Annotated in this window: 16 protein-coding genes and 2 pseudogenes; 13 read left to right on the forward strand and 5 right to left on the reverse strand. The window is 60.1% G+C overall.

The window, feature by feature from the left end; genetic code table 11:
• Positions 1–210: 210 nt before the first annotated feature.
• The 5 genes and pseudogenes from H1B27_RS01045 (at position 211) to H1B27_RS01060 (ending at position 5,400) form a co-directional block, all read left to right on the forward strand.
• Complete coding sequence (locus H1B27_RS01045; RefSeq protein ID WP_197964638.1) at positions 211–1,557, forward strand: aspartate aminotransferase family protein; 1,347 nt, start codon at positions 211–213, stop codon at positions 1,555–1,557.
• A 410-nt stretch (positions 1,558–1,967) separates the two neighbouring features.
• Positions 1,968–2,129: pseudogene (locus tag H1B27_RS40755) on the forward strand (glutamine synthetase); the annotation flags it as partial.
• A 16-nt stretch (positions 2,130–2,145) separates the two neighbouring features.
• Positions 2,146–2,943: a glutamine synthetase family protein gene (locus H1B27_RS01050; protein ID WP_311976912.1), complete on the forward strand. Its 798-nt coding sequence runs from the start codon at positions 2,146–2,148 to the stop codon at positions 2,941–2,943.
• A 64-nt stretch (positions 2,944–3,007) separates the two neighbouring features.
• Entirely contained in the window at positions 3,008–4,180 is a 1,173-nt protein-coding gene (locus H1B27_RS01055) for an iron-containing alcohol dehydrogenase (RefSeq protein ID WP_197964639.1), read from the forward strand.
• A complete protein-coding gene (locus H1B27_RS01060) occupies positions 4,177–5,400 on the forward strand; it encodes an allantoate amidohydrolase (RefSeq protein WP_061883569.1) in 1,224 nt (407 codons plus the stop codon). The genes H1B27_RS01055 and H1B27_RS01060 overlap by 4 nt, the downstream gene beginning before the upstream one ends.
• Positions 5,401–5,775: 375 nt before the next feature.
• On the opposite strand, the gene H1B27_RS01065 is transcribed toward H1B27_RS01060, so the two are convergent.
• The gene (locus H1B27_RS01065; protein WP_197964640.1) at positions 5,776–6,498 is read right to left on the reverse strand and encodes a response regulator; all 723 of its coding nucleotides are present in this window, start codon (positions 6,496–6,498) and stop codon (positions 5,776–5,778) included.
• A gap of 496 nt (positions 6,499–6,994) precedes the next feature.
• Here H1B27_RS01065 and H1B27_RS01070 point away from each other — a divergent pair, with 496 nt between their 5' ends.
• From H1B27_RS01070 to H1B27_RS39915, 3 genes and pseudogenes are all read left to right on the forward strand, one after another.
• Positions 6,995–7,879, forward strand: coding sequence for a DUF3313 domain-containing protein (locus H1B27_RS01070; protein WP_156505571.1), 885 nt, complete (start codon positions 6,995–6,997; stop codon positions 7,877–7,879).
• A 462-nt stretch (positions 7,880–8,341) separates the two neighbouring features.
• A pseudogene (locus H1B27_RS39910) lies at positions 8,342–8,746 on the forward strand (patatin-like phospholipase family protein); the annotation flags it as partial.
• Positions 8,747–8,837: 91 nt separating this feature from the next.
• On the forward strand, positions 8,838–9,314 hold the full coding sequence (locus tag H1B27_RS39915; protein WP_246515097.1) for a patatin-like phospholipase domain-containing protein: 477 nt from the start codon (positions 8,838–8,840) through the stop codon (positions 9,312–9,314).
• Between the two features lie 281 nt (positions 9,315–9,595).
• On the opposite strand, the gene H1B27_RS01080 is transcribed toward H1B27_RS39915, so the two are convergent.
• Both H1B27_RS01080 and H1B27_RS01085 read right to left on the reverse strand, forming a co-directional pair.
• Positions 9,596–10,831 carry a sensor histidine kinase gene (locus H1B27_RS01080; protein ID WP_197964641.1) on the reverse strand — a complete coding sequence of 412 codons (1,236 nt, stop codon included), beginning with the start codon at positions 10,829–10,831 and terminating at the stop codon, positions 9,596–9,598.
• Positions 10,828–11,556 (reverse strand): response regulator, encoded by a 729-nt coding sequence (locus H1B27_RS01085; protein ID WP_197964642.1) that lies wholly within the window; start codon positions 11,554–11,556, stop codon positions 10,828–10,830. Before H1B27_RS01085 ends, H1B27_RS01080 begins: the two co-directional genes overlap by 4 nt.
• A 254-nt stretch (positions 11,557–11,810) precedes the next feature.
• On the opposite strand from H1B27_RS01085, the gene H1B27_RS01090 reads away from it, so the two are divergent.
• The 5 genes from H1B27_RS01090 to H1B27_RS01110 all read left to right on the forward strand — a co-directional run bounded on the left by H1B27_RS01090 (position 11,811) and on the right by H1B27_RS01110 (position 19,062).
• Positions 11,811–12,899, forward strand: a complete 1,089-nt coding sequence (locus H1B27_RS01090) for an efflux RND transporter periplasmic adaptor subunit (RefSeq protein ID WP_061883565.1) — start codon at positions 11,811–11,813, stop codon at positions 12,897–12,899.
• Entirely contained in the window at positions 12,896–16,003 is a 3,108-nt protein-coding gene (locus tag H1B27_RS01095; RefSeq protein ID WP_197964643.1) for an efflux RND transporter permease subunit, read from the forward strand. The genes H1B27_RS01090 and H1B27_RS01095 overlap by 4 nt, the downstream gene beginning before the upstream one ends.
• A gap of 815 nt (positions 16,004–16,818) precedes the next feature.
• Entirely contained in the window at positions 16,819–17,976 is a 1,158-nt protein-coding gene (locus H1B27_RS01100) for an alpha/beta hydrolase family protein (RefSeq protein WP_246515051.1), read from the forward strand.
• 6 nt (positions 17,977–17,982) lie between these two features.
• Positions 17,983–18,858 (forward strand): DUF3313 domain-containing protein, encoded by an 876-nt coding sequence (locus H1B27_RS01105; protein WP_246515052.1) that lies wholly within the window; start codon positions 17,983–17,985, stop codon positions 18,856–18,858.
• A 24-nt stretch (positions 18,859–18,882) separates the two neighbouring features.
• On the forward strand, positions 18,883–19,062 hold the full coding sequence (locus H1B27_RS01110; protein WP_197964644.1) for a hypothetical protein: 180 nt from the start codon (positions 18,883–18,885) through the stop codon (positions 19,060–19,062).
• A gap of 208 nt (positions 19,063–19,270) precedes the next feature.
• Here H1B27_RS01110 and H1B27_RS01115 read toward each other — a convergent pair whose 3' ends face one another.
• Both H1B27_RS01115 and H1B27_RS01120 read right to left on the reverse strand, forming a co-directional pair.
• Positions 19,271–20,701, reverse strand: coding sequence for a pyridoxal phosphate-dependent decarboxylase family protein (locus H1B27_RS01115; RefSeq protein WP_197964645.1), 1,431 nt, complete (start codon positions 20,699–20,701; stop codon positions 19,271–19,273).
• 1,903 nt (positions 20,702–22,604) lie between these two features.
• Positions 22,605–23,807, reverse strand: a complete 1,203-nt coding sequence (locus H1B27_RS01120) for an MFS transporter (RefSeq protein ID WP_246515054.1) — start codon at positions 23,805–23,807, stop codon at positions 22,605–22,607.
• Positions 23,808–24,024 lie beyond the last annotated feature (217 nt).

The following is a 24,024-nucleotide window of genomic DNA, read 5'->3' on the forward strand; positions in this document are numbered from 1 at the left end:
GTTGTCGCGTGTCCATGTGTAGTCGATTGATATTGCTAAGGTAACACTGGTAGCCCGGGGCTGTGTGTCTGAGGCTCCGGTGTCTTTTGCCTCCTGGCAGCTTGCCATTGTGGGAATTTGCACAAAACTCCAAGCTGATTGGGGAGTGATTGCGGCGCGATGGGCGCGGCCGTCGCTTTGACTTGCGCAAGGCGCGGTCAGAGGAGGCGTATGGTGCAGCGGGAAAGAGAAATTCTGGCGTTGAACGCCTTCGACCAGGGCCATGCGTCGGCGATGGGCGCCGAACTCGGAGAGGCGGTGCAACGACGCCTGCGGTCCTTCGGCAAGGCTTCGGTCCTGTTCTACGAGGAGCCGATTCGAATGGAGCGCGCTGAAGGCGTCTACATGTTCGACGTCGACGGCCGCCGATATCTCGATCTCTATAACAACGTCCCGTCGGTCGGGCATTCGCACCCTCGCGTCGTCGAGGCAATTCGCCGCCAGGTGGGTTTGCTCAATACCCACACGCGCTATCTCAACGACGTGGTCGATGCCTATGCGGAGCGCTTGCTGGCGACATTTCCATCCGAAATCGATCGTGTGGTACTGACGTGCACTGGCAGCGAGGCGAACGATCTCGCGCTCCGGATCGCAAAGGTCGTCACGGGTCGGGCCGGCTTCATCGTTACAGAGACGGCCTATCACGGCAACACCGCAGCCGTAACCGTCGTGTCGCCGTCCTCATGTCCCGGCCAACCATTGCCGCTCCATGTGCGGGTGGTGCCGGCGCCCGAGATGTTCCGCCATCCGGTCGGTGATCCCGGTCGGCGTTTCGCTGCCAGTGTTGCTGCGGCAATTGCCGATCTTGAGCGAAGCGGTATCGGGTTTGCTGGGCTGCTGGTGGACACGATCTTTTCGAGCGACGGCATCTATGCCGATCCGGCCGGCTTCCTGGCGCCCACCATAAGCCTCGTCCATGAACGCCGGGGGCTGTTCATCGCCGACGAGGTGCAGCCCGGCTTCGGACGCACGGGGGCAGCCATGTGGGGCTTCGCGCGCCATGGTGTTGTCCCCGACATCGTGACGATGGGAAAGCCCATGGGTAACGGCTTTCCCATGGGAGGCGTCGCTCTGCGTGCATCGCTGCTTGATCGCTTTGCGGCCGAAGTGAAGTACTTCAACACGTTCGGCGGCAATCCAGTGGCCGCAGCGGCAGGACTTGCGGTGCTCGACGTGATCGAAGATGAGGACCTCTTGGAGAATGCGAGCGAGGTTGGACGTCATCTGATGGACGGATTGCGCGAGATCGGAAATCGCCACGTCCAGATCGGGGACGTTCGAGGCGCCGGTCTGTTCATCGGCATCGAGCTCGTACGTGATCGCGACGGCAAGGAGCCGGCGCCGGAGCTCGCAATCATGCTGATCAACCGCCTGCGCCAGCGCGGCTTCCTGATCGGCGCCGCCGGACCGTTCGGCAGCACGCTCAAGATTCGTCCGCCGCTGTGCTTCGGCACGGATCACGCGGATATGTTCATCACCGCTTGCGACGAAGAGTTGCGCGCGATCGCGCCGGCTTGAGAGGGTGTTCGAAGTTCATGGGCGCAAGAAACGTAAAAACCGCCGCCGATGCCAGGGCCCTGGTCGAGGAACGGGGCCTGTCCCACGTCAAGCTTGGGGTCGTCGATCTCGATGGCGTCATTCGTGGAAAATATCTCGCGCGAGACAAGTTCTTTGGCGCATTGGAGGGTGGCCTCAGCTTCTGCGACATCATCTTCGGCTGGGATTCCAACGACCAGATATACGACGCCGGCAAGTTTACCGGTTGGCACACGGCTTTTCCGGACGCTAGGGCCCGCATCGATCCTGCGACCTGCCGCGATATCCCGATGGAAGGGAACATGCTGTTCTTCCTCGGCGAGTTCGTGGACGAGGCGGAGAAGCTCTGCCCGCGCCGGCTGCTTCGCCGGGTCATCGACCGTGCCGAAGGCATGGGATTTGTCCCGTCAGTGGCTGCCGAGTTCGAATTTTTCGTGTTCGACGAAACGCCCCACAGCGTGCGGGAAAAGGGTTTTCGCGAGCTGAAGAATTTCACGCCGGGCTGGTTCGGCTATTCCATGCTGCGCGCCTCCGTGGAGTCGGAATTCCATCGCTCGCTGCTCAAGCTGTGTGACGAGATGGACATGCCGATCGAGGGGCTGCACACCGAGACCGGCCCCGGGGGTCCTGGAAGCGGCGATCCTGTACACCGATGCGCTCGCCGCTGCGGATCGCGCGGTGCTGTTCAAGACTTTTTCAAAAGTCTGGGCCGAGCGTCAGGGCAAGATGCTCACCTTCATGGCCAAATGGTCGAACGCGTATCCCGGACAATCCGGGCACCTGCATCTTTCGCTGCGCGACAAGGACGGCAATCCGTCATTTCACCAGAGTGGGCGTCCCGCCAACATGTCCGACACCATGCGCTGGTTTGTCGGCGGCCAGCAGGCATTGCTGCCGGAGCTGCTTGCGATGGTTGCATCCACCGTGAACAGCTATTCGCGTCTGATACCTGGTTTCTGGGCGCCGACGGATGCGACCTGGGGAATCGAGAATCGCACCTGTGCGCTGCGGGTCATTCCCGGACAACCGGCGAGTCAGCGCGTGGAATATCGGGTCGCCGCCGCCGATATCAATCCGTACCTTGCGATCGCCGCGGCACTGGGATCGGGGCTATGGGGGATCGAGCACAGAATCGAACCGAGCGAGCCAATCGCCGGTAATGCCTATGAGCGAACGCACCCGCCCGAGCGTGCGTTTCCGCGCACGCTGTCGGATGCTGCCGGGCGATTGATGGCTTCGCAGGCGGCCCGCAATCTGTTTGGAGACGTCTTCGTCGATCACTACGCCATGACACGGCAGTGGGAGGAACGCGAATTCCGCAAGACCATCACCGATTGGGAGCTTGCGCGCTACTTCGAGATCATCTGATCCCGTTGGAGTTCTGACCCGGCCAAAATCATTCCACCTTCGCATCGAGCACTGAGAGCCGCATATGGACGTTCATATCACCGGGGCCTGGAATTTTCCGACGCGCGTCATCTCCGGTCCGGGCCGCATCGCCGAGCTTCCCGCGGCGTGCCGGACATATGGTCTTGCCAGACCTTTGCTGGTGACCGACCATGGCCTCGTGAAGACCGACCTCATCGCGGGCATCGTCAGCCGCATTCGCGAGGCGGGCATCCCGCTCGGCATATTTTCCGACGTGAAGCCCAATCCGACCGAATCGAATTTGCGCGCGGGAGTGCAGGCATTTTGGGCGGGCGGCCATGACGGCGTAATCGCGGTCGGGGGAGGTTCAGCGCTGGACGTTGGAAAATGCGTGGCGTTCATGGTGGCGCAGTCGCGGCCGGTATGGGACTTCGAGGACATCGGCGACTGGTGGACCCGCGCCAACACGGATGGCATCGTGCCGATCATCGCCGTGCCGACCACGGCCGGCACGGGTTCCGAAGTGGGCCGTGCCGTCGTGATCACGCGCGAAGACACCCATGAGAAAAAGATCATCTTTCATCCCATGATGATGCCGAAGATCGCGATCGAGGATCCCCAGCTTGCGGTTGGACTCTCGCCATTTCTGACGATGGCGACCGGCATGGATGCGCTGTCCCACTGCTTCGAGGCTTATTGCGTCAAGGCATTCCATCCACTCGCCGACGGCATTGCCCTTGAGGGGATGAAGATTGTCGACACCTACCTGCCACGCGCGGTCGAGAATGGGCGTGATCTCGAAGCCAGATCCTACATGTTCGCGGCGGCGTCGATGGGAGCTACCGCGTTCCAGAAGGGACTGGGCGCGATCCATTCCGTCTCTCATCCGGTCGGCGCGCGCTACGACACCCATCATGGGCTGACCAATGGTGTAGTCTTTCCCTATGCCCTTGTTTGCAACAGGGATGCGATCACCGACAAGATCCCGCACATAGCGCGCGCGTTGAATTTGCCGGGCCATGATTTCGATGCGGTGTTGTGCTGGATCCTGGCCTTGCGAAAGAAGCTTGGCGTACCGCATACCCTGGCCGAGCTCGGGGTGGACGAGAGTGACGCCCGGACAATTGCCGCCGATGCGGTGAAGGATCCGACTGCGGGCTCCAATCCCCGGCGTTTGACCGAAGCGGAGTTCGAACAATTGGCGCTTGCGGCTATTCGCGGTGATCTCGGACCATGACCGCCTTGCACGATCTCATTGCGGGCTTCGCGGCGATTGGCGCGACCGACGACGGCGGCGTTTGCAGGCTTGCGGCGACGGCACTCGACAAACGGGCCCGAGACCTCTTTCTGCGCGAGATCGGCAACCGCAGCCTCGTCCCGAGGATCGACGCGATCGGCAACATGTTCGGCGTCGCCATTCTTGACCCTGCGTTCGACGACGTTGTGATCACCGGATCGCATCTTGATTCCCAGCCGACGGGCGGCCGATACGATGGTGCCTATGGTGTGCTGGCGGGGCTTCTTGCGGTTGAAGCGGTCAGGGAGCGCTGTCTTGCGAACCCCGGCGCCGCACGACGCAACCTGGCCGTCGCGAACTGGACCAATGAGGAAGGCGCCCGTTTTCAGCCCAGTCTGACCGGCAGCTCCGTTTTCGCCGGCAGCTTGAGCTTGCAGGACGCCTACGCCTGTGCGGACGGCGACGGCGTCACGCTCGGCGCTGCGCTGGCCGCGATCGGCTATTGTGGTGTCACGCCACTCGAGTATCGCCCCGTACGCTACGTGGAACTTCACGTCGAGCAGGGTGATCGACTAGAGCAGGTTTCAGGGGATATTGCCGCGGTTTCCGGCGCCTGGATGACTCGCAAGATATCGGTCGTATTTGAAGGCGATTACTCGCATACGGGACCGACGCCGATGCCAATGCGCCGGGATGCCCTGCGCGCGGCGGCCCGCGCGATCGAAGCCCTCTACGTCGAAGTCGCGCGCGAAGACGTCGGCGCACACGCCTCCGCGGCCCGCATCAACGCTTACCCGAATTCGCCGAATGTCGTTGCAGGCCGAGTGAGGGTCTGGTTCGAGATCCGACACGAAGACGAAGCCGCGGTTGTCGCCATCAGTGACCGTTTTCTGAAGCGGATCGAACGCGAGGCCCGCGAGATCGGCGTTGGCATCTCGATCGCCGCCGACGACAGGCGCTCGGCCCCCTTGCTCGATCCGGATGGTGTCGAGTTGATCCTGACCGTTGCGAGCGATGTCGGCTGCAAGGCCCTGACATTCAAGACCATCACGGGGCATGACGCGTTGGCGATCCAGAAACGCATCCCAGCTTCGCTCATATTCGTGCCGAGCCGGGGCGGGCTCAGTCACAATCCGCGCGAGTTCACGGCACCTGAAGCTCTCGACAAGGGCTATGCCGTGCTGGTCGAGACGTTGTGGCGCATGGTCACTGCCGCATAGCGTGACAGCCATCCGGCAGCAAGATTCGGTTCTCGCGGATCGCCGGGACTACAGGGCGTGCCTGCATACGCCGACGACTCGGGATGCTGCGACAACGGATCAAGTCAACCAACGATTATCGTGCGACGAATGCACATATTCGGCCGGACAAACCCGACTGTGCGACCGGTAAGTCATTGATTCGTCTTAACCCGTGGCTGACTCTTAATCAGCGGGTCCCAGTTCGAGCCCTGGTGCGCCCACCACCCTTAAGAGATTGGCCCGCAAGGGCTTTAAATTGAGCGGCATTCGCCAGCTCTTCGTCGTCCACACCTCGCAGTGTCGGTTGATGAACGCTGCCGGCACCTCCGGTCGGAGGACTGATGTGCAACAGGCTCAAGAGTGCTGGTCCAAATAGGTGACTTTGGCAGCAAGCTGATAGCCGCCGTTGCGCACCGTTTTGAAGATGTGGTTCGCGCCACTCTCCGCGAGCTTGCGCCGCAATCGACTGATCAGCACGTCGATGGATCTGTCTAGCACGTCTCCGTCGCGCCCGCGTGTCAGATCGAGCAACTGGTCGCGAGACAGGACGCGACCGGGCCGTTCGAGAAAGGTCAAGAGCAGGTCAAACTCGGCGCTAGTCAGCTCGATCGAACCGCTTTGTGGACCGACGACCGACCGGGCGGACGGATCGGCGATGAAGCCTTCGAAGAGGTAACGCCCCTTGCCCCCATGGGCCGAGCGGTCATCTTCACCGCGACGGAGGACCGCGCGGATGCGCGCTATCAGTTCGCGCGGATTGAACGGTTTGCCGAGATAGTCATCGGCGCCGATCTCCAGGCCGATAATCCGATCCACATCTTCCTTGAGAGCAGTGAGCAGGATGATCGGGATTCGGGAACGCGCGGACCGAAGATCGCGACAAAGATCGAGTCCGGATCCATCGGGGAGCATCACGTCCAGGACGATCAGATCGATCTGGTTCGTGGCGATCCGCTCGCGTACCTCGGCGCACCGGGACGCGAGCTGCACGCGAAAGCCTTGCTCCTTGATATAGCGAGCAAGAAGCTTTCGAATCTCTAAATCATCATCGACGACAAGGATTTGCGGAATGTGCATGAGCGCCGGTTTAGTCCGGTTCGAGCAACCTGAAGGGTATTATTTGTAACGAAGGCTGTCCCCAATTCGCTTGGACATCTTTCGACACAAATGGTGGTCGAGCAGCAACATTAGGTCATTCGCGGCCAGATTCCGAGCCATGTAGCCCGTCTATCAACGGCACCGGGTTCACAACAAGGGGGTCTGAATGCGTTCCGCCGCCGGTTTCAACCATTCTGCGTCATACAAGTCTATTCCGTACCGGCGCCGGTGGCAGCCCGGATATTGCGCATTGCCCCAGCGCCGCCTCGTGCCCAGGCACTTCAGGACGTATCGGAGGTTGCGGGGGCAGGGCGCCACCCTTCTATGGGTTGTGGTCACCGTTTTGACCCACTTTACCGGCGGGGGCATCGCAAGTGCACTCTTCCTGATCCTCTGCTCTTCCGGTCTCCGGAGCTTAAGGTCGTACTGCCAGACCGGCCTGAAAGCCGAACCAGCCTCGACGCCGAGTAGCCGAATGTGCCTCGCGATCGCGGCCGGTCGGAAGCAGACGGCACAAGGTCGAAACAAGGGGATGTTCTTGGCGGCACTACCGATCCTCGCGGTGTTGCCTGGATGTGCGACGCCCACGCTGGTGCAGGGCAATGCGCTCTCTTCATACGAAGGCTTGAAACAGTCGGACGGAAAGATCACCAAGTCCCGCCTTCAGGTCAAGAAAGAGCAGGTAGCAGCAGCAAAGACCATCAATATCGCACCGACGGCATTCCCGGCTCATGTTGCGCCGACCCTAACGCACGAACAGCGCGTCCTTGTTGCCAATACTGTGAGCCGTGCACTGTGCATCAATCTGAGCGACCGCTTCAAAGTGGTCACGTCTGATCAACGGGCGGATTTGACCGTCCGAGCCGCTATCACCCGAGCAGCACCGACTGATGAAGTCGCAGCTGGCGTCTCGGCGGCCGCGTCTCTCGGTTCGAGCTTTGTGGATGCAAGCGTTCCAATCCCCGTGCCGCGCATTCCGGTCGGTTTGGGCGATCTCTCCATTGAAGCCGAAGCTGTTGATCCTGCCGGTCGACAGCAGGCGGCCATGATCTGGGGAAGAGGCGCGACGGCATTTTTCAGTACGCCGAGGGCATCGAAAGCGAGTGACGCCTACGATCTCGCCCGGGACTTCGGCGACGACTTCGCGAAGATGCTCAACAAGGGTGAAAGCCCCTTCGAGGGCTTCAGCATCGACATCCCGTCCTTGGAAAAGGTCGGTTCGAATTTCGGTCTCGCTCCCAAGTATGCGGCGTGCGAAACCTATGGCCGCGCTCCAGGGATCGCCGGTCTTGTCGGCGGCAAACTGGGCCTTCCTCCCGAATGGACCGATGACGGTCCGGCGGCGACACGAGAGCAGTGATGTGGCCAAGGACGGTCGCATCGACAAACGCGGCCTTTGCGGCTCGATTCGCGAAGGTCGCCATGATGATGGTCATCCTCGTCATTGTATACGGCACCGTGGCTTATGTCGGCTTTTCGCTCTTCAGGATTGGGTGGCCGGGATGACCGTCCGGATCGCCTCAGGCCTCTCGGATGAATGACGTTGCGACGGCAGGGTCATGGCCGGCCCCTGCCGAGCTTCCAATGCAGAACGCATATTCAAACGACCGGACATTATAGCCGGGCCTTTTGAGCGGACGGCGCATCTGCTCGGAGAGGTCGGATTAGGCGTGCTGAAATCGTGAAGATCATGTGCACATCAAGATCGTTGATGCGTCTGGCCGCGCTTTTTCTGATGACCAGTGTCCTTTGCGGATGCGTCTCCATGTTTCCGCGCGATGTGGTTCCGAAACGGCTCCTTGACGAAGCCGAACTCGCCGGCATGCCAAACATTCGGCTATGGGGAGACGCTCCGTCGGAGGCGGTTGGCGCCGTTTCTACCATCAAACAAGCCAGGAGGGTGCCAAGTACCGCTGCGTTTGGCCGTCTCGGCCAACAGTCAGATAGGCTCAACATTCTCGCAATCTCCGGCGGAGGCGACAATGGTGCCTTCGGAGCCGGTCTTCTGGTCGGCTGGGGCGATGCCGGTACGAGACCTGAGTTCGATCTCGTTACCGGGGTTAGCGCCGGCGCTTTGACTGCGCCGTTCGTCTACCTGGGGCGGAGCAGAGATGCGGCATTGAAGGAGGTGTTTACGCGATATGAGCGCAGCGACATCTACGATCCCGGCGTCGTGGCGCCGCTACTCGGATCTGGCTTGGTCGACAGCTCTCCGCTCGAGAGCCTGATAGCAAAATACGTCGATGATCGTTTCCTCCGCGACATCGCCAACGAGCGGCGGAAGGGAAGAGTATTGCTGATCGGAACGACGAATCTGGATGCGCAGCGGCCCGGTCCTGTGGGATATGGGCCGCATCGCAATGAGCGATCATCCCCAAGCATTGAGCCTCTTCCGCAAGATTCTGCTCGCATCCGCATCCGTACCAGGCGCCTTTCCCCCTGTGCACATCAAGGTCAGGGCCGCAGACCGAACCTACGAGGAGTTGCATGTCGACGGAGGTGTGACTCAGCAGGTCTTCGTGCCGCGACCTTCGACGGTCATCCGCAGCGACGCCTCGACCAAGCGAACTGCTGCCCGCTTGTTCATCATTCGAAAACGGAAAGATCAGCCCGGAATGGGAGGCCGTAGAGCCGGGCATCTTCTCGATTTCACTGAGGTCGATTTCCACCCTGATCAAGAACCAGAGCATTGGAGACCTCTATCGCATCTATGCGAAGGCCGAGATCGACGGTATCGATTTCAATCTTGCGGCAATCCCATCGAGCTTCGGCGCGACGAAAGAGAAGTCGTTTGAGCAGGCATATATGCAAGCCCTATATAGGGAGGGCTATCGTTCAGGTTTTGAAGGGTATCACTGGATGAAGGCCCCACCGGGAATCGCGAAGGACCCAGGGCCGCCTGATAGTCCGTCCGGTTCAGCCCTGTCGACGAGGCAGATCGTGGAGCTCAGGTAGCCACGGCCATTAGGATACTTCTTGCCGTCGAGGAGAAATGTTTCCGCGGTCTTGGAAACCAAATGACGACCAGGCTATCGGCAGTTCGAAGAGCGGACTGCCGATGGCTGGGTCGGAGTGATCAGATCCTCGAACAGGCCGGCAACCTTACGGTCTGGATCAGCCCGCGCAGAGAACCATTCTCGATTTTGATGCTGCCTCCAGCCCGCTGAACGATCTCTTTCGCAATCGTCAAGCCAAGTCCCGCGCCGTCGAATTGCTTCATGCGTGCCCGGTCGACGCGAAAAAACGGTTCGAAAACCTGCCCGATGAGATCAACCGGGATCCCTGGACCGTCGTCGTCGATGACGACGACGATTTCCTTCGGAGTGCTTTGGACGGCGACCCGGGCCCGCTTCCCATGAGTGGATGCATTTATGATCAGATTTCTGAAAGCGCGACTTAGGCCCGTTCGGTTCGCCAGCGCGGTCCCGGCCGCGGAGTTGGTCAAGGTGACGTCATACGATAGCGTTCGAAGCTCGTCGACCAGATCGGATATGAGAATGTCCAGCCGGATCGGTGCCGGCGCCGATTTGCCGGATTCCTCCCTCACGAGAAGAATTGCGCTATCGGCGATCCGGTCTAGCTCGTCGATATCCTTCAACCACATTTCACGGTCTTCTTCGTCCTCGACGAACTCCGCGCGCAGGCGCATGCGGGTGATCGGCGTTCGCAAGTCGTGGCCGGCCGCGGCGACGAGCCGCATTCGGCTCTCCATTGCCCCTTTGAGGCGGGAGGACAGCGAATTCAACGCTTTGGCTGCGACCCGCACCTCCGCTGGTCCCGTCACGGCGAGCTCGGGAAGCACCGCATCGGGTCCCACAGTTTCAATTGCACGTTCGAGAAGGACGAGAGGTTTGACCATTCGGTTCGCGAAGAAGAGAGCGACAGCCATCATGCCCAGCGTGGTCAGCGCGAGCCAGATCAAGAGGAGATGGAAGATACCGCCTGCCGGAGGTAAATCCGGGATTTGCGCAACGATCCAACCTTGATCCACCGGAATGGACAGAAGAGGCAGGTCGTTCTTGCGGGACACGATGACGTCGCGAGGAGCTCCTCGAGCCATCAGCGCGTCGCGTATCCAAGCAGTGAGATTGGCTTCGACTTCACCGCCAGCCGCGGCCTCTTGAACGACGACCAACTTGGGAGCGATCTGCCTAACTTGCGTCAAAAACTCTATTTGATCGACGAGTGGACTGATTGCATCCTGTTCGTTGGGCGGATCAAACAGGTAGACAAGAATTGAGGTCAGAATGCAGACCACCGCGATGATTACCACGGTGAGAAGGACGGCCAGTTTCGCGCGCAAAGTGTTCACGCCGGGTAGTCCTGCAGACCGACTTTTGCGACGAGCTGATAACCGCCATTGCGAACTGTTTTGAAAAGGGGGGGAGCCCCCGAAGTATCGAGCTTTCGCCTCAGACGGCTGACCAGGACATCGATCGAGCGATCGAATGCTTCTCCCTCGCGTCCGCGCGTGAGATCCAAGAGTTGGTCCCGTGAGAGCACGCGTCCGGGCCTATCCAGGAAAACTTGTAACAGATCGAACTCCGCGCCGGTCAATTCGAGCGCATTGCCTTGAGCGTCGATTACGCTGCGCAGCTGCGGATCTGCGGTAAGTCCGTCGAACCGATACTTTCTTGCTTCTTGAGATCGAAGGTTCCTCTCGGAGCGACGTCGCAAGACGGCACGAATTCTGGCGACCAGTTCTCTTGGATTGAACGGCTTGCCGAGATAATCGTCGGCTCCCATCTCCAGGCCCACGATGCGATCGACATCTTCTTTAAGCGCGGTCAGGAGGATGACCGGTGTCGTGTTCCGCTTCGCTCGCAGATCGCGGCAGGCGTCGAGCCCGGAGCCGTCCGGGAGCATCACATCCAAGACCACGAGGTCGATCTTGTCAGTCGCGAGACGCTCCCGCATTTCGCTACAGCTCGCAGCCAGAACGACCCTAAATGATTGGCCTTCGACATAGCGGGCAAGCAGCCTGCGGATCTCGGGATCGTCGTCGACCACTAGGATCTGGGGAGTATGTTCGTTCATGGACGCCGTTCATGGTGGCTCGGGAGCCCGACATTACCGCCAAGCCGGGTTGAAAAAAGCCGGAATTCGTAACGAAACGCGGTAGGGCGCCAATCCAGCAACATTTCGACACAAATCTGCGCCTGTCGAGACGATCTGACACAAATTGTTCTACGCGAGCAAACCTCGCGTCCTACCCGGATAGTCGCCAGCCGTCCGACGAAAGCGGCTGGCGAGGCATTCGGACGTCGACAGGCGTGGAGGAAAGTGCTGGCATGACAAGAATCTATCGCAGCCTGGGATCGATCGCGATCATCGCGATCTCTCTGATCTTCCATTCGACCGTTCGGGCGGAAACTCTATCGTCTGTGATGACGGTGGTGGCGGCCGCCGTCGAGAAGTCGGAGGTTACGAGGACCATCACCGCGACAGGCAACGTCGTCGCGTGGCGCGAAATTCCGGTGAGCTCCGAAGCGGGTGGTCTGGCGGTGATCGAGATCGCCGTCGACGAAGGCGACGTTGTTGCGAAGGGTCAGGTATTGGCGCGCCTCAGCCATGATCTGACGGCTGCGACGCTATCCAGGCAGAAGGCCGTGGTCGACGAACTGGAGGCAAGCCTTGCCATTGCCAGATCGGACGCTGCGCGAGCGCATTCGGTATCCTCGGGCGTCATAAGCACGCAAGTGATCGAGCAGCGGGATACTCTCGTCAAGACAGCCGAAGCCAAGCTGGAGGCGGCTCGTGCTCAGCTCAACGAAGCCGAAGCGCGGCAACGTCAGACGGTCATTGTCGCGCCTGCTGCGGGAACGATTGCCTCGAGATCCGTAGCGATTGGGCAGGTGGTCCAGCTCGGCGTCGAGATGTTCCGCTTGATCCAGGACAATCGCATAGAGGTCGATGCCCGCGTCGTCGAAACCGACCTGCTCGCTGCCGCTGCCGGACAGCACGTGACAGTACTTGGCCCCAGCGGACAGTCCGAGCAGGGCTCGGTCCGCATCGTTGCGCCGCTGGTAGACCCGAAGACGCGCTTGGGCACGGTTCATGTCGCGCTGCCCAAGGATACGAATCTCAAGCCGGGGATGTTCGCGCGCGTCGAGATTTCGATCGAAAGCAAACTTGCCTTGACCGTTCCTCTGAAGGCCCTGGTCTGGCGCGAGGCGAAGGCTCACGTCTTCAGAATCGGTCGCGACAATCTGGTATCATTGGTCGAGATCGGGATCGGCGTCAAAGAATCGGATGGCATAGAAGTCCTGCGCGGGCTGGAGGCTGGAGATCGCATTGTGACCCAAGGCGCCGGTCTTTTGAGCGACGGCGATTTCGTGAACGTAAAAACTGCATTGGTCAAAGGCGGGGCGTTCCGATGAATGGAATCTCCGGTTGGGCGATCCGCAATCCCGTAGCGACCATCATCCTGTTCGTGCTGCTCACCCTGGCGGGTACGGTCGGATTCTCGAAGCTGCGCCTCAACAACATGCCCGACATGGATATTCCGACCGTGACGGTCAGCGTTGCCTGGCCAGGAGCGGCACCGACTGAAATCGAGACGCAAATCACCCGTTTCGTCGAGGACGGCGTCGCAGGACTTGGCACAGTGAATCGCACTCGTTCGATCGTGAACGAGGGACTGTCGATGACCATGGTCGAGTTCGCGATTGGTACCGATATCGATCGGGCGACGAACGACGTCCGGGACGCGGTCGTATCGATCCGTTCGAAGCTTCCGCAAGGTGCCCTCGATCCCATGGTCCGGCGCGTGGAGGCGACGGGGCAAGCGATCCTTACGTTCATCGCGGATGCTCCAACGATGGCCCCGGACGCATTGAGCTGGTTCATAGACAATGACATCGCCAAGGCCGTGCTCGCGGTACCCGGCGTCTCCAAGATCCTCAGATCCGGCGGTGTCGAGGCGGAAATCACCGTCAAACTCGATCCCGAGCGCTTGATGGCGCTGGGACTGACCGCCGCGGAAGTTTCAGATCTGGTAAGGAACCGCAACATGACCCAGCCCGGCGGACGCGCGACGCTGGGAGGAGCCGAGCAAGCCATTCGCACGGTTGGCAGTGTTCCGGACCTCGCGGCCCTCAAGGAGATGCGTCTGGCATTCGGCGACGGTCGCAGCGTCAAATTGTCCGAAATCGCAACCGTCGAACGCTCATGGGCCGATCCGCGACAGAGGTCCCGGTTCAATGGTCGAGAAGTCGTCGGCTTTAGCGTCTACCGGGCGGTCGGGACCGGAGAGTTCGCCGTGACCCGGGACGTTCGGAAGCGGCTGGCTGATTTCGCCGCGGCCCACGAGGGTGTACGGATCCTGGAAGTAACATCCTCGACTGACGCCGTCATCGAGGGCTACGACGCGGCCATCGAAGCGCTCCTGCTGGGGGCGTTGCTCGCTGTTCTGGTCGTCTGGATCTTCCTGCGGGATGTTCGAGCGACTTTGATTTCCAGCGCCGCACTGCCGTTGTCCTTGATGCCGACCTTCGCGGTCATGTATGCGCTGAACCAATCGCTCAACAATATCACTCTTCTGGCGATTGCGCTGGTCGTCGGCATTCTTGTCGACGATGCCATCGTTGAGATCGAGAACATCGTTCGGCACATTCGGCAATCCGGAAAGAGCGTCTACGAGGCCGCCATCGATGCAGCGGACGAGATCGGCATGGCCGTGGTTGCGACGACGTTCGCCATCATCATGGTCTTCGTCCCGGTCGGGCTGATGCCGGGCATTCCGGGCGAATTCTTCAAGGCTTTCTCGATCGCCGTCTGCAGCTCGGTCTTCTTCTCCCTTGTGGTCGCACGCCTGCTTACGCCATTGATGGCGGCTTTTCTCCTGAAGACGACCGGCAGGGAGCATCGCGAGCCGGCGTGGGTGCGGCATTATGCTTGGATGTTGAAATGGACGCTTCGCTACCGATGGATCACCGTCATTGCCGGTGTCGTATTCTTCGTCGCGTCCTTGTCACTCATTCCGTCCCTTCCTACCGACTTCATGCCGGCGGCCGATCGCGGGCGCACGATTCTCAGTGTGGAGTTGGCACCGGGTGCGACGTTGCAGGAAACGGACGTCGCCACGCAAAAAGTGACATTCTTGCTGAGGGCGAGACCTGAAGTCGCTTCCGTCTATGCCGCGGTCGGCACCGAGACCTCGACGTTTTCCGGCCCAGGAGATCTTTCGACCTCGGTAGGAGAGGTCAGAAGAGCGACCGTCACGATCAATCTCGTTCCGAGGGCTGAGCGAAACCTCTCCCAGCAGGCGTTCGAATCCTCGATCGGCCGTCAACTTTCGGTCATTCCGGGCGTCCGTATCCGTCTCGGAGAGGACGGGTCGTCCAGTGCGAAAATCCAGGTATCCTTGTTGAGCGATGATGCCGCTGCACTTGCCGATGCGGCACGCCTGTTGGCGCATGATATGCGCACCACTCCGGGCTTCCACCGCGCGAGAGTGATGAGCAGCTTCGCGAGGCCTGAGCTACAGATAACTCCGAAGGCGGACAAGGCCGCTCTACTTGGGGTTTCGACGAGCGCGATAGCCAAGACTGTCAATATAGCCACCGTGGGCGATATCGACCAGAGCCTGTCGAAGTTCAGCCTGGGAGCGCGACAGATTCCCGTTCGTATTCTATTGAGCGACGTTGCTCGCTCCGACATGGCAAGTCTGTCGATGCTGCAGGTGCCGACCTTCGAGAAGCCGGTGCCTTTGTCGTCTGTTGCCGATATCAGCTTTGGCTCGGGTCCGCTTCAGATTGAGCGGACCGATCGCACGAGAAGCGAGACGATCGAAGCAGAGCTAGGTGGTTTGACGGTAGGCGAGGCGGAACATTTGGTCGCTCAAATGCCTTCGATGAAGCGGTTGCCAGCGGGAGTGCTCTACAAGCCCGCGGGCGACTCCGAACGCATGCAAGAGCTGTTCGATGGGTTCAAGCTCGCGGTCGGATCGGCTATCGTTTTGCTCTTTGTCGTTCTCGCCCTGCTCTTCAACGGTTTCGTCCAACCTGTGACCATTCTGACGGCGCTCCCCCTGTCGATCGGGGGAGCTATCGGATCGCTGCTGATGACAGGGACGTCGATCTCCTTGCCCGTAATGATCGGTATGCTCATGCTTATGGGGATTGCGGCGAAGAACTCGATTCTGCTCGTCGAGTACGCGATCGTCGCCAGGCGTGATGGCGGCCTTGATCGCACGCAGGCATTGCTGGATGCTGCTCGGAAGCGAGCTCGACCCATTGTCATGACGACCTTGGCGATGAGTGCCGGCATGTTGCCGATCGCCTTGGGCATGGGAGCGGATGCCGAGCGGAGGGCGCCGATGGCGATCGCGGTTATCGGGGGACTATTCAGCTCGACGGTCCTCAGCTTGATGTACGTGCCCGCCTTCTACACGGTGATGGATGACCTACAGCGCTGGATAGGAAAAGTCTTTTGGAGAGGCTATGGGCGAGCCGGTGAAATCGTTCGAAGCGACGCATCGTGACGTCGCGACGTGCCCTGCTGGATTCGCGAGGAGCACGCCCAGTATCGTGTGATAAAGCATCGATCGAAGGTGGGTTGTGAAAGCGAGTTTGGCGTCGAGCTGACCGTATCAGCTTTAGCGCCTTCGTATCGTTTGGACGCGATGGTCCTGCTTTCAGAAGATGGCGATTTGCTGACTTTCGGCACACCGTCCGGAACAGCCTCCCGAGTTACGTTGCCACGCTCCTCCGGCGGCTCGAGGTCGTGCCGCCTGCCGAACTCGTTCTTGCTCCTCGCCCGGAATGTTTGGCCCCGATCGGAATTTGGTGACGGCTCTTCGGCTAGCGCCGTGAACCGGGCCAATTAATCAGAACGTCCTGCCCATAAGCGTTCTCCTGCGGGTGCCTTGGGCAGCAGCTTCGGAAGGCGCGAGATGGTCCTGGCTATCCGTCTTGCCTCCTCGCGCGCGAGGAAGCGTTTGGTGCATAGGTAGCTCCGCTAATGCAGGTCTTCACGGTGAAGGTTACAGCAAAGCTGCGGTAACGTTCCTTGTAGGCCATGTACCCAAATGGCCGGGCGATCGATGTCCGGTATGGGCCGAGCAGCAAGATCGTTCTGGGGCGCTCACAGGCGGCACGCCAATATGGCATTTCCGAGCTCATTGCAGCAGCGCTGGTCGGTTGTGCCTCGAGCCGGGGAATGTTTGCCCACTGACCCTGCGTCAAAATAATGCACCCGGTGTAGTTTTTATTGACAGGGAGAGCTCCGACCGCTACCGAGTTGGCATCGGTCCAGTGCTGAAAATGCATGGCGCAGGGAAGTAGCAGGAGTATGGTCATGAAGAGCTGGCTCGCTGCTATGGCATTGGCATGTGCCATCGCGATGGTGCTGCCTCAGGGCGCAAATGCGCAGAATGCTCAGGTGCAACAGGAGCATACGGCGTTTCGCGCGATCGACTTCGATTGGAGGGATACGTCTCGAAGTCGCGAAATTCCTGCTCGCTTGTATTGGCCGACCGAGGTATCGCCGGGAAGGGTGCCACTGATCGTCTTCTCGCACGGGATGGGCGGTTCACGAAACGGTTACACCTACCTCGCTGCCCGGTGGGCCGCACACGGCATTGCGAGTTTGCATGTCCAGCATATCGGAAGCGATGCTTCTCTCTGGCGCGGAAATCCCTTCGAGCTCGTGGGGCGGCTGCAAGCGGCGACCCGGGACGATGAAGCTGCGGCGCGTGTCGGAGATCTCCGTTTTGCGCTCGACCAAATGCTGTTATTTGCAACCGGTCCCTACGCCCGATTTATCGATATGCGACGCGTCGCCGTAGCTGGACATTCGTACGGCGCGAACACCGCGTTGTTGACGGTCGGTGCCCGGGTCATTCGGGATGGTCGTTGGCTCAATTTCCGCGACCGACGCTTCAAGGCGGCGATCGTGATTTCAGCCCCGCCTTTCTATGGTGAGAGCGACTTGTCGAGCGTGCTCGCCAACGTCGCTGTGCCGACGCTTCACGTGACGGCTACACAAGACGTCATCAAGATTCCCGGCTTCTATTCGAGTGCACGCGATCGAGTCGCAATATTCGACGCGATCGCCAATCGACGTAAGCTGCTGGTCATGTTCCGAGGCGGATCCCATAGTATATTTACGGACCGCGCTCTGACCGGGGGACCAGGATTGAATCCGAAGGTCAAGGAAGCCACCGGAGAATTAACGCTCGCATTCTTGGATTATGCGTTCGCCGGAGATTCCAGAAGTTTGGCGCAATGGAGCGTCGACTGGCAGGATATTCTCGCGGAGCCTACCATGCGAAACGCAATGCCGACCTCAGGCGCGTCCGCACGGGCGGATTGGCAAGACAACATGCCTGCGACCGCGGCCGAGACAGGCCGTGCTATGACTGGCGAGCAACAGAAGAGTTATCCTCCTCTTGGGGGCGCGGCACGTCGGGCTGCGGCAGAAATCGACTCGTCGGCATCTGCATTGCATCGATAGACTCCGATGCAGCGGTTCCTGCTTATGGCGACTTTGTGTCTGCTGACCGCCGGGTGCGCGACTGCGCCGCTGAACAGGGCGGGTTCACTTGCCAGTTATGATGGTCTGACGCCATCCGACGGCGTTCTGACGAAGTCAATCGTTCGCGTCGACAAGGAGGACGTTCTCGGCGCCAAGACCGTGCGGCTGGTAGAAACTCGATTTTCGTCCAAAGCGGCGGCGGAGGTCTCCTTTTCGCCGGAGCAGCGCAAGATCATCGGCAACGCCATCGACCGTGCTCTGTGCTTCGGACTGAGCGATAGATTCCAGATTGTCGATCCGGCGGATCAGGCCGACCTGACCATTCAGGCCGTCATCACCCATGCGGCGGCGACCGATTCTGCAGCGGCAGGCGCCTCGGGTGTCGCGCGGGTTGCGAAAGCCGTGCTCCTGCCTGGCGTGCCAGTACCAGTTCCGCGCATTCCGTTGGGGCTTGGCAGCCTGTCGGTCGAAGGTGAGGCGAGAGACAGAAGAGGGCAGCAGAAGGCGGCTATGGTATGGGGCCGGGGGGCGAATTCTTTCACAAGTTCTCCCCGCGTATCGCCTGATGGCGATGCCTACGACCTTTCCACGGCATTTGCCGCCGACTTCAGCCGATTATTGGTCACGGGGAGTACGCCTTTCGGAACCCTTCCAGCGCTGCCGTCGCTCGAGAGCCTGCACACGTCCCTGGGCGGTGCGCCGAAGCAAGCGGCGTGCGAAGTGTACGGAAGGGCTCCGGGACTTGCTGGATTCATCAGCCAGGGAGTTGGAGCTCCTCCAAGTTGGACCGACAAAGGCGCGGTGTCTCCATCGTCTCCGACTGCCGTGCCACCGGTCAGCGAGCGTTCGCCTGCGACATGAAGTCGGCGAAGCGCGGATCCCGACATGGGCGATGTCGACGCGCGTGCCGGGCGCCGGCGAGCGTCGGGTATGAAGTCGATCCGGACGCGCAACCAGTTGCCGCCTGATTCCGCACCCCAGTTACAACCTAACCGCGGCATCGCGACGTTACCGATGCCGCGCGCCATGCACCCGGTCTATCTGGGTTGTCGGGAAAACAGCTGAAGCAACGAGCTCTGACGAAGGCCTATCCTCTCCACCAGCCATTCCCCAGCATGTGAAAGAATTCACCAGCCCGGCATCGGGAGCCAAGTCGTTGATCTTGCCCCGAACATCGGGGGAGACCATTTCTTCAAAATCCAGACGCTGCCTGGCAGCTCCCGACCACTTATAAATTCCGCAGATCGCAAGAGAAGCCGCTTACGTTGGCCATTCACGAAAATTTTGGAACGACTGCGGCAGCCGCTTCCTGGATCGTGTGCCAGACCGCCTCTATGTCGCTCGCCTCGGTGGATATTGCGCCGATCGAGACGCGGACCATCCAATGCCCGGCCGCGGTAGCGGGCGTGACATAGGCTTGGCCTGAGGCGTTCACCGCGTGCGCCCATGCGCGCGTGAAGTCATCGAGACGATGGGAAGGCACAGACTTCGGGCGATTCACAATGCATACGGTTTGCAGAGCGACGGGTGCGACGACTTCCCAACCGGGTGTTGCTTCGACTTTCGACCGAAGATCTTGGGCCAGGCTAATGTCTCGCCGCAACCTGGCCTGCAACCCGGAAACGCCCTGTTCCCGTATGGCGAACCACAGTTTCAACGCCCTGAATCTCCGTCCGAGCGGAATACCTGTGTTACGCAGATTACGCACCTTCTCGTCGGCCTGAGATTGGAGGAAGCTCGGATCGGCAGACATCACCCTGAGAAGGTGAGGCTCGTCCCGAACGAAATAGAGCGAGCAATCGAATGGGACGCCGAGCCACTTGTGCGCATTGATCACGACACTGTCTGCATCCTCGACCCCTTCCCACATCCATCGTAGCTCGGGCAAGATCATCGCATTCCCGGCCATGGCAGCGTCGATGTGGAGCCACAAACCATGCCTCCTCGCTATGGCAGCGATCTCCGATACCGGGTCAATGGACACGGTAGCGGTCCCGCCCACTGCCGCGACGATCGCACATGGCTTGAACCCGGCGCGAATATCCGCAAGGATTGCATCTTCGAGCGCCCTTGGCCGCATCGCGAAACTGTCGTCGATATCGACCATGCGGACATTCTCACGGCCGAACCCCGCCAGCAGCGCCGCTTTTTCGACGGAAGAATGAGCGCTTGCCGATGTATAGATCGTCAATGGCTTGAGTTCCGCTTGCAGACCCTGGCGAACGAGCGAAAAGCCTGTCGTCTTTTCCCGGGCGCAGAGCAGAGCAACCAAGGTGCTTGTCGACGCAGTGTCGTTGATCACGCCGAACCAGGCGGAAGACAAGCCAACCATCTGCCTGAACCAGTCGACCGTGACCTCCTCGATCTCCGTCACCGCGGGCGACGACTGCCAGGACAGGCCCAGCACCCCAAGTCCGCTGCTTACCAGGTCACCAAGGATGCCGGAGCCGAGTGAATTGGAGGGAAAGTAGCCGAAGAACCGCGGGTGTTGCCAATGCGAGATGTTGGGAAGAACCACTGAATCAAGATCAGCGATGATTTCACCGAACCCCTCAGCTTCTATCGGCGGGGAGGCCGGAAGCATCGCTTTGACGTCACCCGGCTGTGTCGCAGGCTGGACCGGATAGTCGGACATCTTGGCATGATAGTCCGCCAGCCAGTCGATGATCTCGTGACCTCGTCGTCGGAATTCCTCGGGCGTCATCTAGGCCTCTTTGGTTGTTCACTTCGTGGTCGGACGGGCGTTCCAAACTAAGGGAGAGCGTATCTCGGATGGCTCCGCAAAGTGCAGTGATTGGATGTGCCGGCGCGATAGCCTGAGGCGCCGAATCTGGGATACCGCAGACGTGGCCAGCGCGCGAATCCTCGCCATCGTTCCGGTCCGAAGCACGCTGAATGCGGGAAACAAGGCGAACAGCAAAGTAAGACCGATCCACCTCATCAGTCGACCCGAGAGGAACGCTTGTATCGTGGGCGTCACCTCTTCCTGCAGGAAATCCACCGTCGCCACCAATATTCCCTTCGCGCCGGGGCAAACGAGGCTGCCTGAAACGATGCTGGCCAGATCGAAATAGGGATGGAATGAGATCACATACAGGAGAGCAGCGATCCCGACATTCGTGAGAATTGGCGATCGGAGTGCCTTCACAACGCGTGCGGCGAAACCACAGGAAATTGGAGCAACGTGGGTTTCTTCGTGTTTCGCGGGATCGCCGGGCTGGATGGGCCTCAACGCCTTGGCCGGCCGGTAGGAGCCACGAGGTCGGTCGCGCCGTTCGCACGTTCGGTATTGAGCAATCGTTCTACGCCTTATGGGCGCTTCGATCGGCCACACGCGCGGACGCGGTCGAAGGTGATCGGGGCTACCGCTATGGCTTGCGGACCCGCCGCCGGCAAATGGTCGCTTAGCATCTCGCTCCCGCCCTTGTTGTGGAACAGTGATATCCGTCCCATCCGGTGTGTCACATGCCATTTGATGACTCCTTGTTCGTCCCCGCGGACGACGGTCGGGATGCCTCAAGGGCAGTCATTTCAGAAATCTCGCACCAAAGCCCAACTTTATTTCGCACTTGGTGTAATATTATTTGGGCGATTTCGTGGCCCGGGCCATGAGGACGCGCGTCTGCCAGCGCATCTTCATCCTGTGGAGACCTCGCTTCGCCCGCAAGGCAAGACGTCCCGTGCGCAAATTTGCGCAACGATGGTTATGATATGGAGGAGGCAGTTGGACGAAGTCTTGTTCGTCCGTATTGGGAGGCCGGCGCTGGCGCGGTAGCCTTCCTGAAGGGACGCCCTTCGGCGCATCTGGGAAAGCCTTCGTCCGTCGAACGCCAAAGGCAGACGACGATGTCCCCCTCGGTAGTCTTCAGCCTTGTCACGGTCACATCGAGCGCGGCCGCGACGGGTACAAACCCGAAGAGCGCAGCAGTAGTCAAAGCGAGATGAATGGCAGAGCGACGCCAGCCCGATGAAGGAAGCTGCATCCGATTTGTTCTCCTCATGACTCTTTCTTTCACGGTATTTTTGCTGATGGCAGGTCGGTTCATGGTGATTGCGTCGATCGTTTGCGAGCATTCGTCACTCGAGCGTGCCGCAATTCCCGTTACGTGATGGCTGCAGGCTGCCAGGAGCCGACTTCCGAGCGATCACGACGATTGAGTATTGAGCGGTAATGCGAACGTGGAAAATGCCTGAACTTGCATTTTTCTTGCCTATTCCTGCACAGGACAAAGGTGGATTTCCGCCCGCGTTGGCGTGCGAAGAGCGTGAGAAATTGCCGCGCCGAAAGGCGCCTTCGAGCAGTGCCAAAGAATGCCGGTCGTAGTGTACGATCGCACCTTATCGATCACGGATGTCTTGAGGCGGTCGAGGTACGAGCCAGAGCAAAAGAGATTGCAGGTCGGCGCGCATCTGTCGGGTTCGATCAGAGTCGTCGCCGGGGCAGATACACGCTCACTAGGAGCGCAATCCCGACCTCAATCCGATATCGCCAAGTCGCACACGTCGTTGGGGGCAACGGAGCGCGTTCTTGCGTTTCGATCAATAACCGCCGGCCAATCTGCCGAGCGGTGCTGGCAACAATAGATTGCCATCGCATATCGTCTGGTTCACGACCGCCGAAGTGACGCAGCGATCTGCCGATTTGCAATCAACAGGACGATGCCAGTGACGGCGCTGGCGACCGGGACAGTCAGCATTCCAATCGCGAGCCCGTTAGGCATCTGGGCCTTTGTCGCGGCGTCGCTGATCAAGCCGACGATCAGCGGCCCAATTGCCGGGCCAAAAAGGCCAGAGGCGATCATAACGAGACTGCTGGCCATCGCTTCTTTGCCTTTTCCGGCCACCAAGTGTGCAGCTCCGAACCCCCAAGGCAGCAGAAATGCGAAGGACAACATGCTCGGCACCAGCAGCAATATCGAGAGCCAACCGATTGACGCAAACAGGGCTGCAGCTGTCGTCGTGCTGGCGATAAGAAAGAGGATCGCGGGAGGCCCAAGTACCTTTCCGCTACCGGAGCGCACGGCGCGATCGAACCAGCGCCCGCCTATGAGCGTACCGAGAATGCCCATCAGGCCTTGGAGAAGTCCGAATGCCAGCCCGGCCTCGCCGGCGCTATACCCGTGAGTGCGAATGAGAAAGGGGGTTGCAAATGCGTAGAAGGGGGCTGCCGCGAAACTGCCGATGATTGCACCAATGAACAACCAGCGAAAGTTTGCGGACGAAAGAAGCCGGTAGCTCGCTCGGAAGAAGGGTTCGTTTCTTGTAGCTCTGCTCCTGATTGGCGGAGTCGGACTGATGATTGCGAGCGCCAGAAGGCCAATTGCTGCTCCGGCGGCGCCCGCGCCAATCAGCGCCGCACGCCAACCCAGTGTATCGCTGACGGCACCGCCGCCGGCGAATCCGACCATGGTGCCGAGAGGTAGACCCAAGGCGAAGAGGGCAATCGCGAGGCCGCGGTGTTCGGGGTTGATCTTCCGGGCGATGATCGCGTGCCCCGCCGGGGTGGCGCCGGCCTCACCGAATGCAACTCCGAAGCGTGTGAATGCCAGGAACAGGAAGCTGGCCGCGAAGCCGCCAAGCGCCGTCATCGTACTCCAAAGCAGGGTGCATAAAGCGATCACCAACCGGGGCGATCCCCTATCAGACGCCCTGGCGAGCGGCAAGGAAAGGAGCGTGTAGCAAACAGCGAAAGCAGCCCCGGTCAATGAACCAACCCCGGTGTCGCTGAGCGCTAGATCAGCCTTTATCGCTTCTGCCATGACGAACGGCAGTATCCGATCGATCTGACAAATCAGGCTGACGAGAAACAATGCAGTCAGCGTGGCGGCAACACGCCATCCCTGGATGTACTCGCGGCCGTCATCTTCAGAGACAATCGACAGGAGGCCTGGCCCTTAGGTTGAAAGCGTGACGCCGTTCGTCATGCCAGAGGGATGTTTCTGCCTTGTTGGATGTTGTTCGGCAAAAAGAGACGGCCGATTGCCAATGCCCGCTACGCAGATATATTTTATTCGGTTGGTCCAACAA

It is taken from the genome of Bradyrhizobium diversitatis (assembly GCF_016031635.1).
In the GTDB taxonomy this organism is placed as follows: Bacteria; Pseudomonadota; Alphaproteobacteria; order Rhizobiales; family Xanthobacteraceae; genus Bradyrhizobium; species Bradyrhizobium diversitatis.

Excerpts from the sequence above, each read along its gene's own strand:
- H1B27_RS01045 (WP_197964638.1), top strand. The coding sequence starts at position 211 with ATGGTGCAGCGGGAAAGAGAAATTCTGGCGTTGAACGCCTTCGACCAG.
- H1B27_RS01055 (WP_197964639.1), top strand. The coding sequence starts at position 3,008 with ATGGACGTTCATATCACCGGGGCCTGGAATTTTCCGACGCGCGTCATC.
- H1B27_RS01060 (WP_061883569.1), top strand. The coding sequence starts at position 4,177 with ATGACCGCCTTGCACGATCTCATTGCGGGCTTCGCGGCGATTGGCGCG.
- H1B27_RS01065 (WP_197964640.1), bottom strand. The coding sequence starts at position 6,498 with ATGCACATTCCGCAAATCCTTGTCGTCGATGATGATTTAGAGATTCGA.
- H1B27_RS01070 (WP_156505571.1), top strand. The coding sequence starts at position 6,995 with ATGTGCCTCGCGATCGCGGCCGGTCGGAAGCAGACGGCACAAGGTCGA.
- H1B27_RS39915 (WP_246515097.1), top strand. The coding sequence starts at position 8,838 with ATGCGCAGCGGCCCGGTCCTGTGGGATATGGGCCGCATCGCAATGAGC.
- H1B27_RS01085 (WP_197964642.1), bottom strand. The coding sequence starts at position 11,556 with ATGAACGAACATACTCCCCAGATCCTAGTGGTCGACGACGATCCCGAG.
- H1B27_RS01090 (WP_061883565.1), top strand. The coding sequence starts at position 11,811 with ATGACAAGAATCTATCGCAGCCTGGGATCGATCGCGATCATCGCGATC.
- H1B27_RS01095 (WP_197964643.1), top strand. The coding sequence starts at position 12,896 with ATGAATGGAATCTCCGGTTGGGCGATCCGCAATCCCGTAGCGACCATC.
- H1B27_RS01100 (WP_246515051.1), top strand. The coding sequence starts at position 16,819 with ATGAAGAGCTGGCTCGCTGCTATGGCATTGGCATGTGCCATCGCGATG.
- H1B27_RS01105 (WP_246515052.1), top strand. The coding sequence starts at position 17,983 with ATGCAGCGGTTCCTGCTTATGGCGACTTTGTGTCTGCTGACCGCCGGG.
- H1B27_RS01110 (WP_197964644.1), top strand. The coding sequence starts at position 18,883 with ATGGGCGATGTCGACGCGCGTGCCGGGCGCCGGCGAGCGTCGGGTATG.
- H1B27_RS01115 (WP_197964645.1), bottom strand. The coding sequence starts at position 20,701 with ATGACGCCCGAGGAATTCCGACGACGAGGTCACGAGATCATCGACTGG.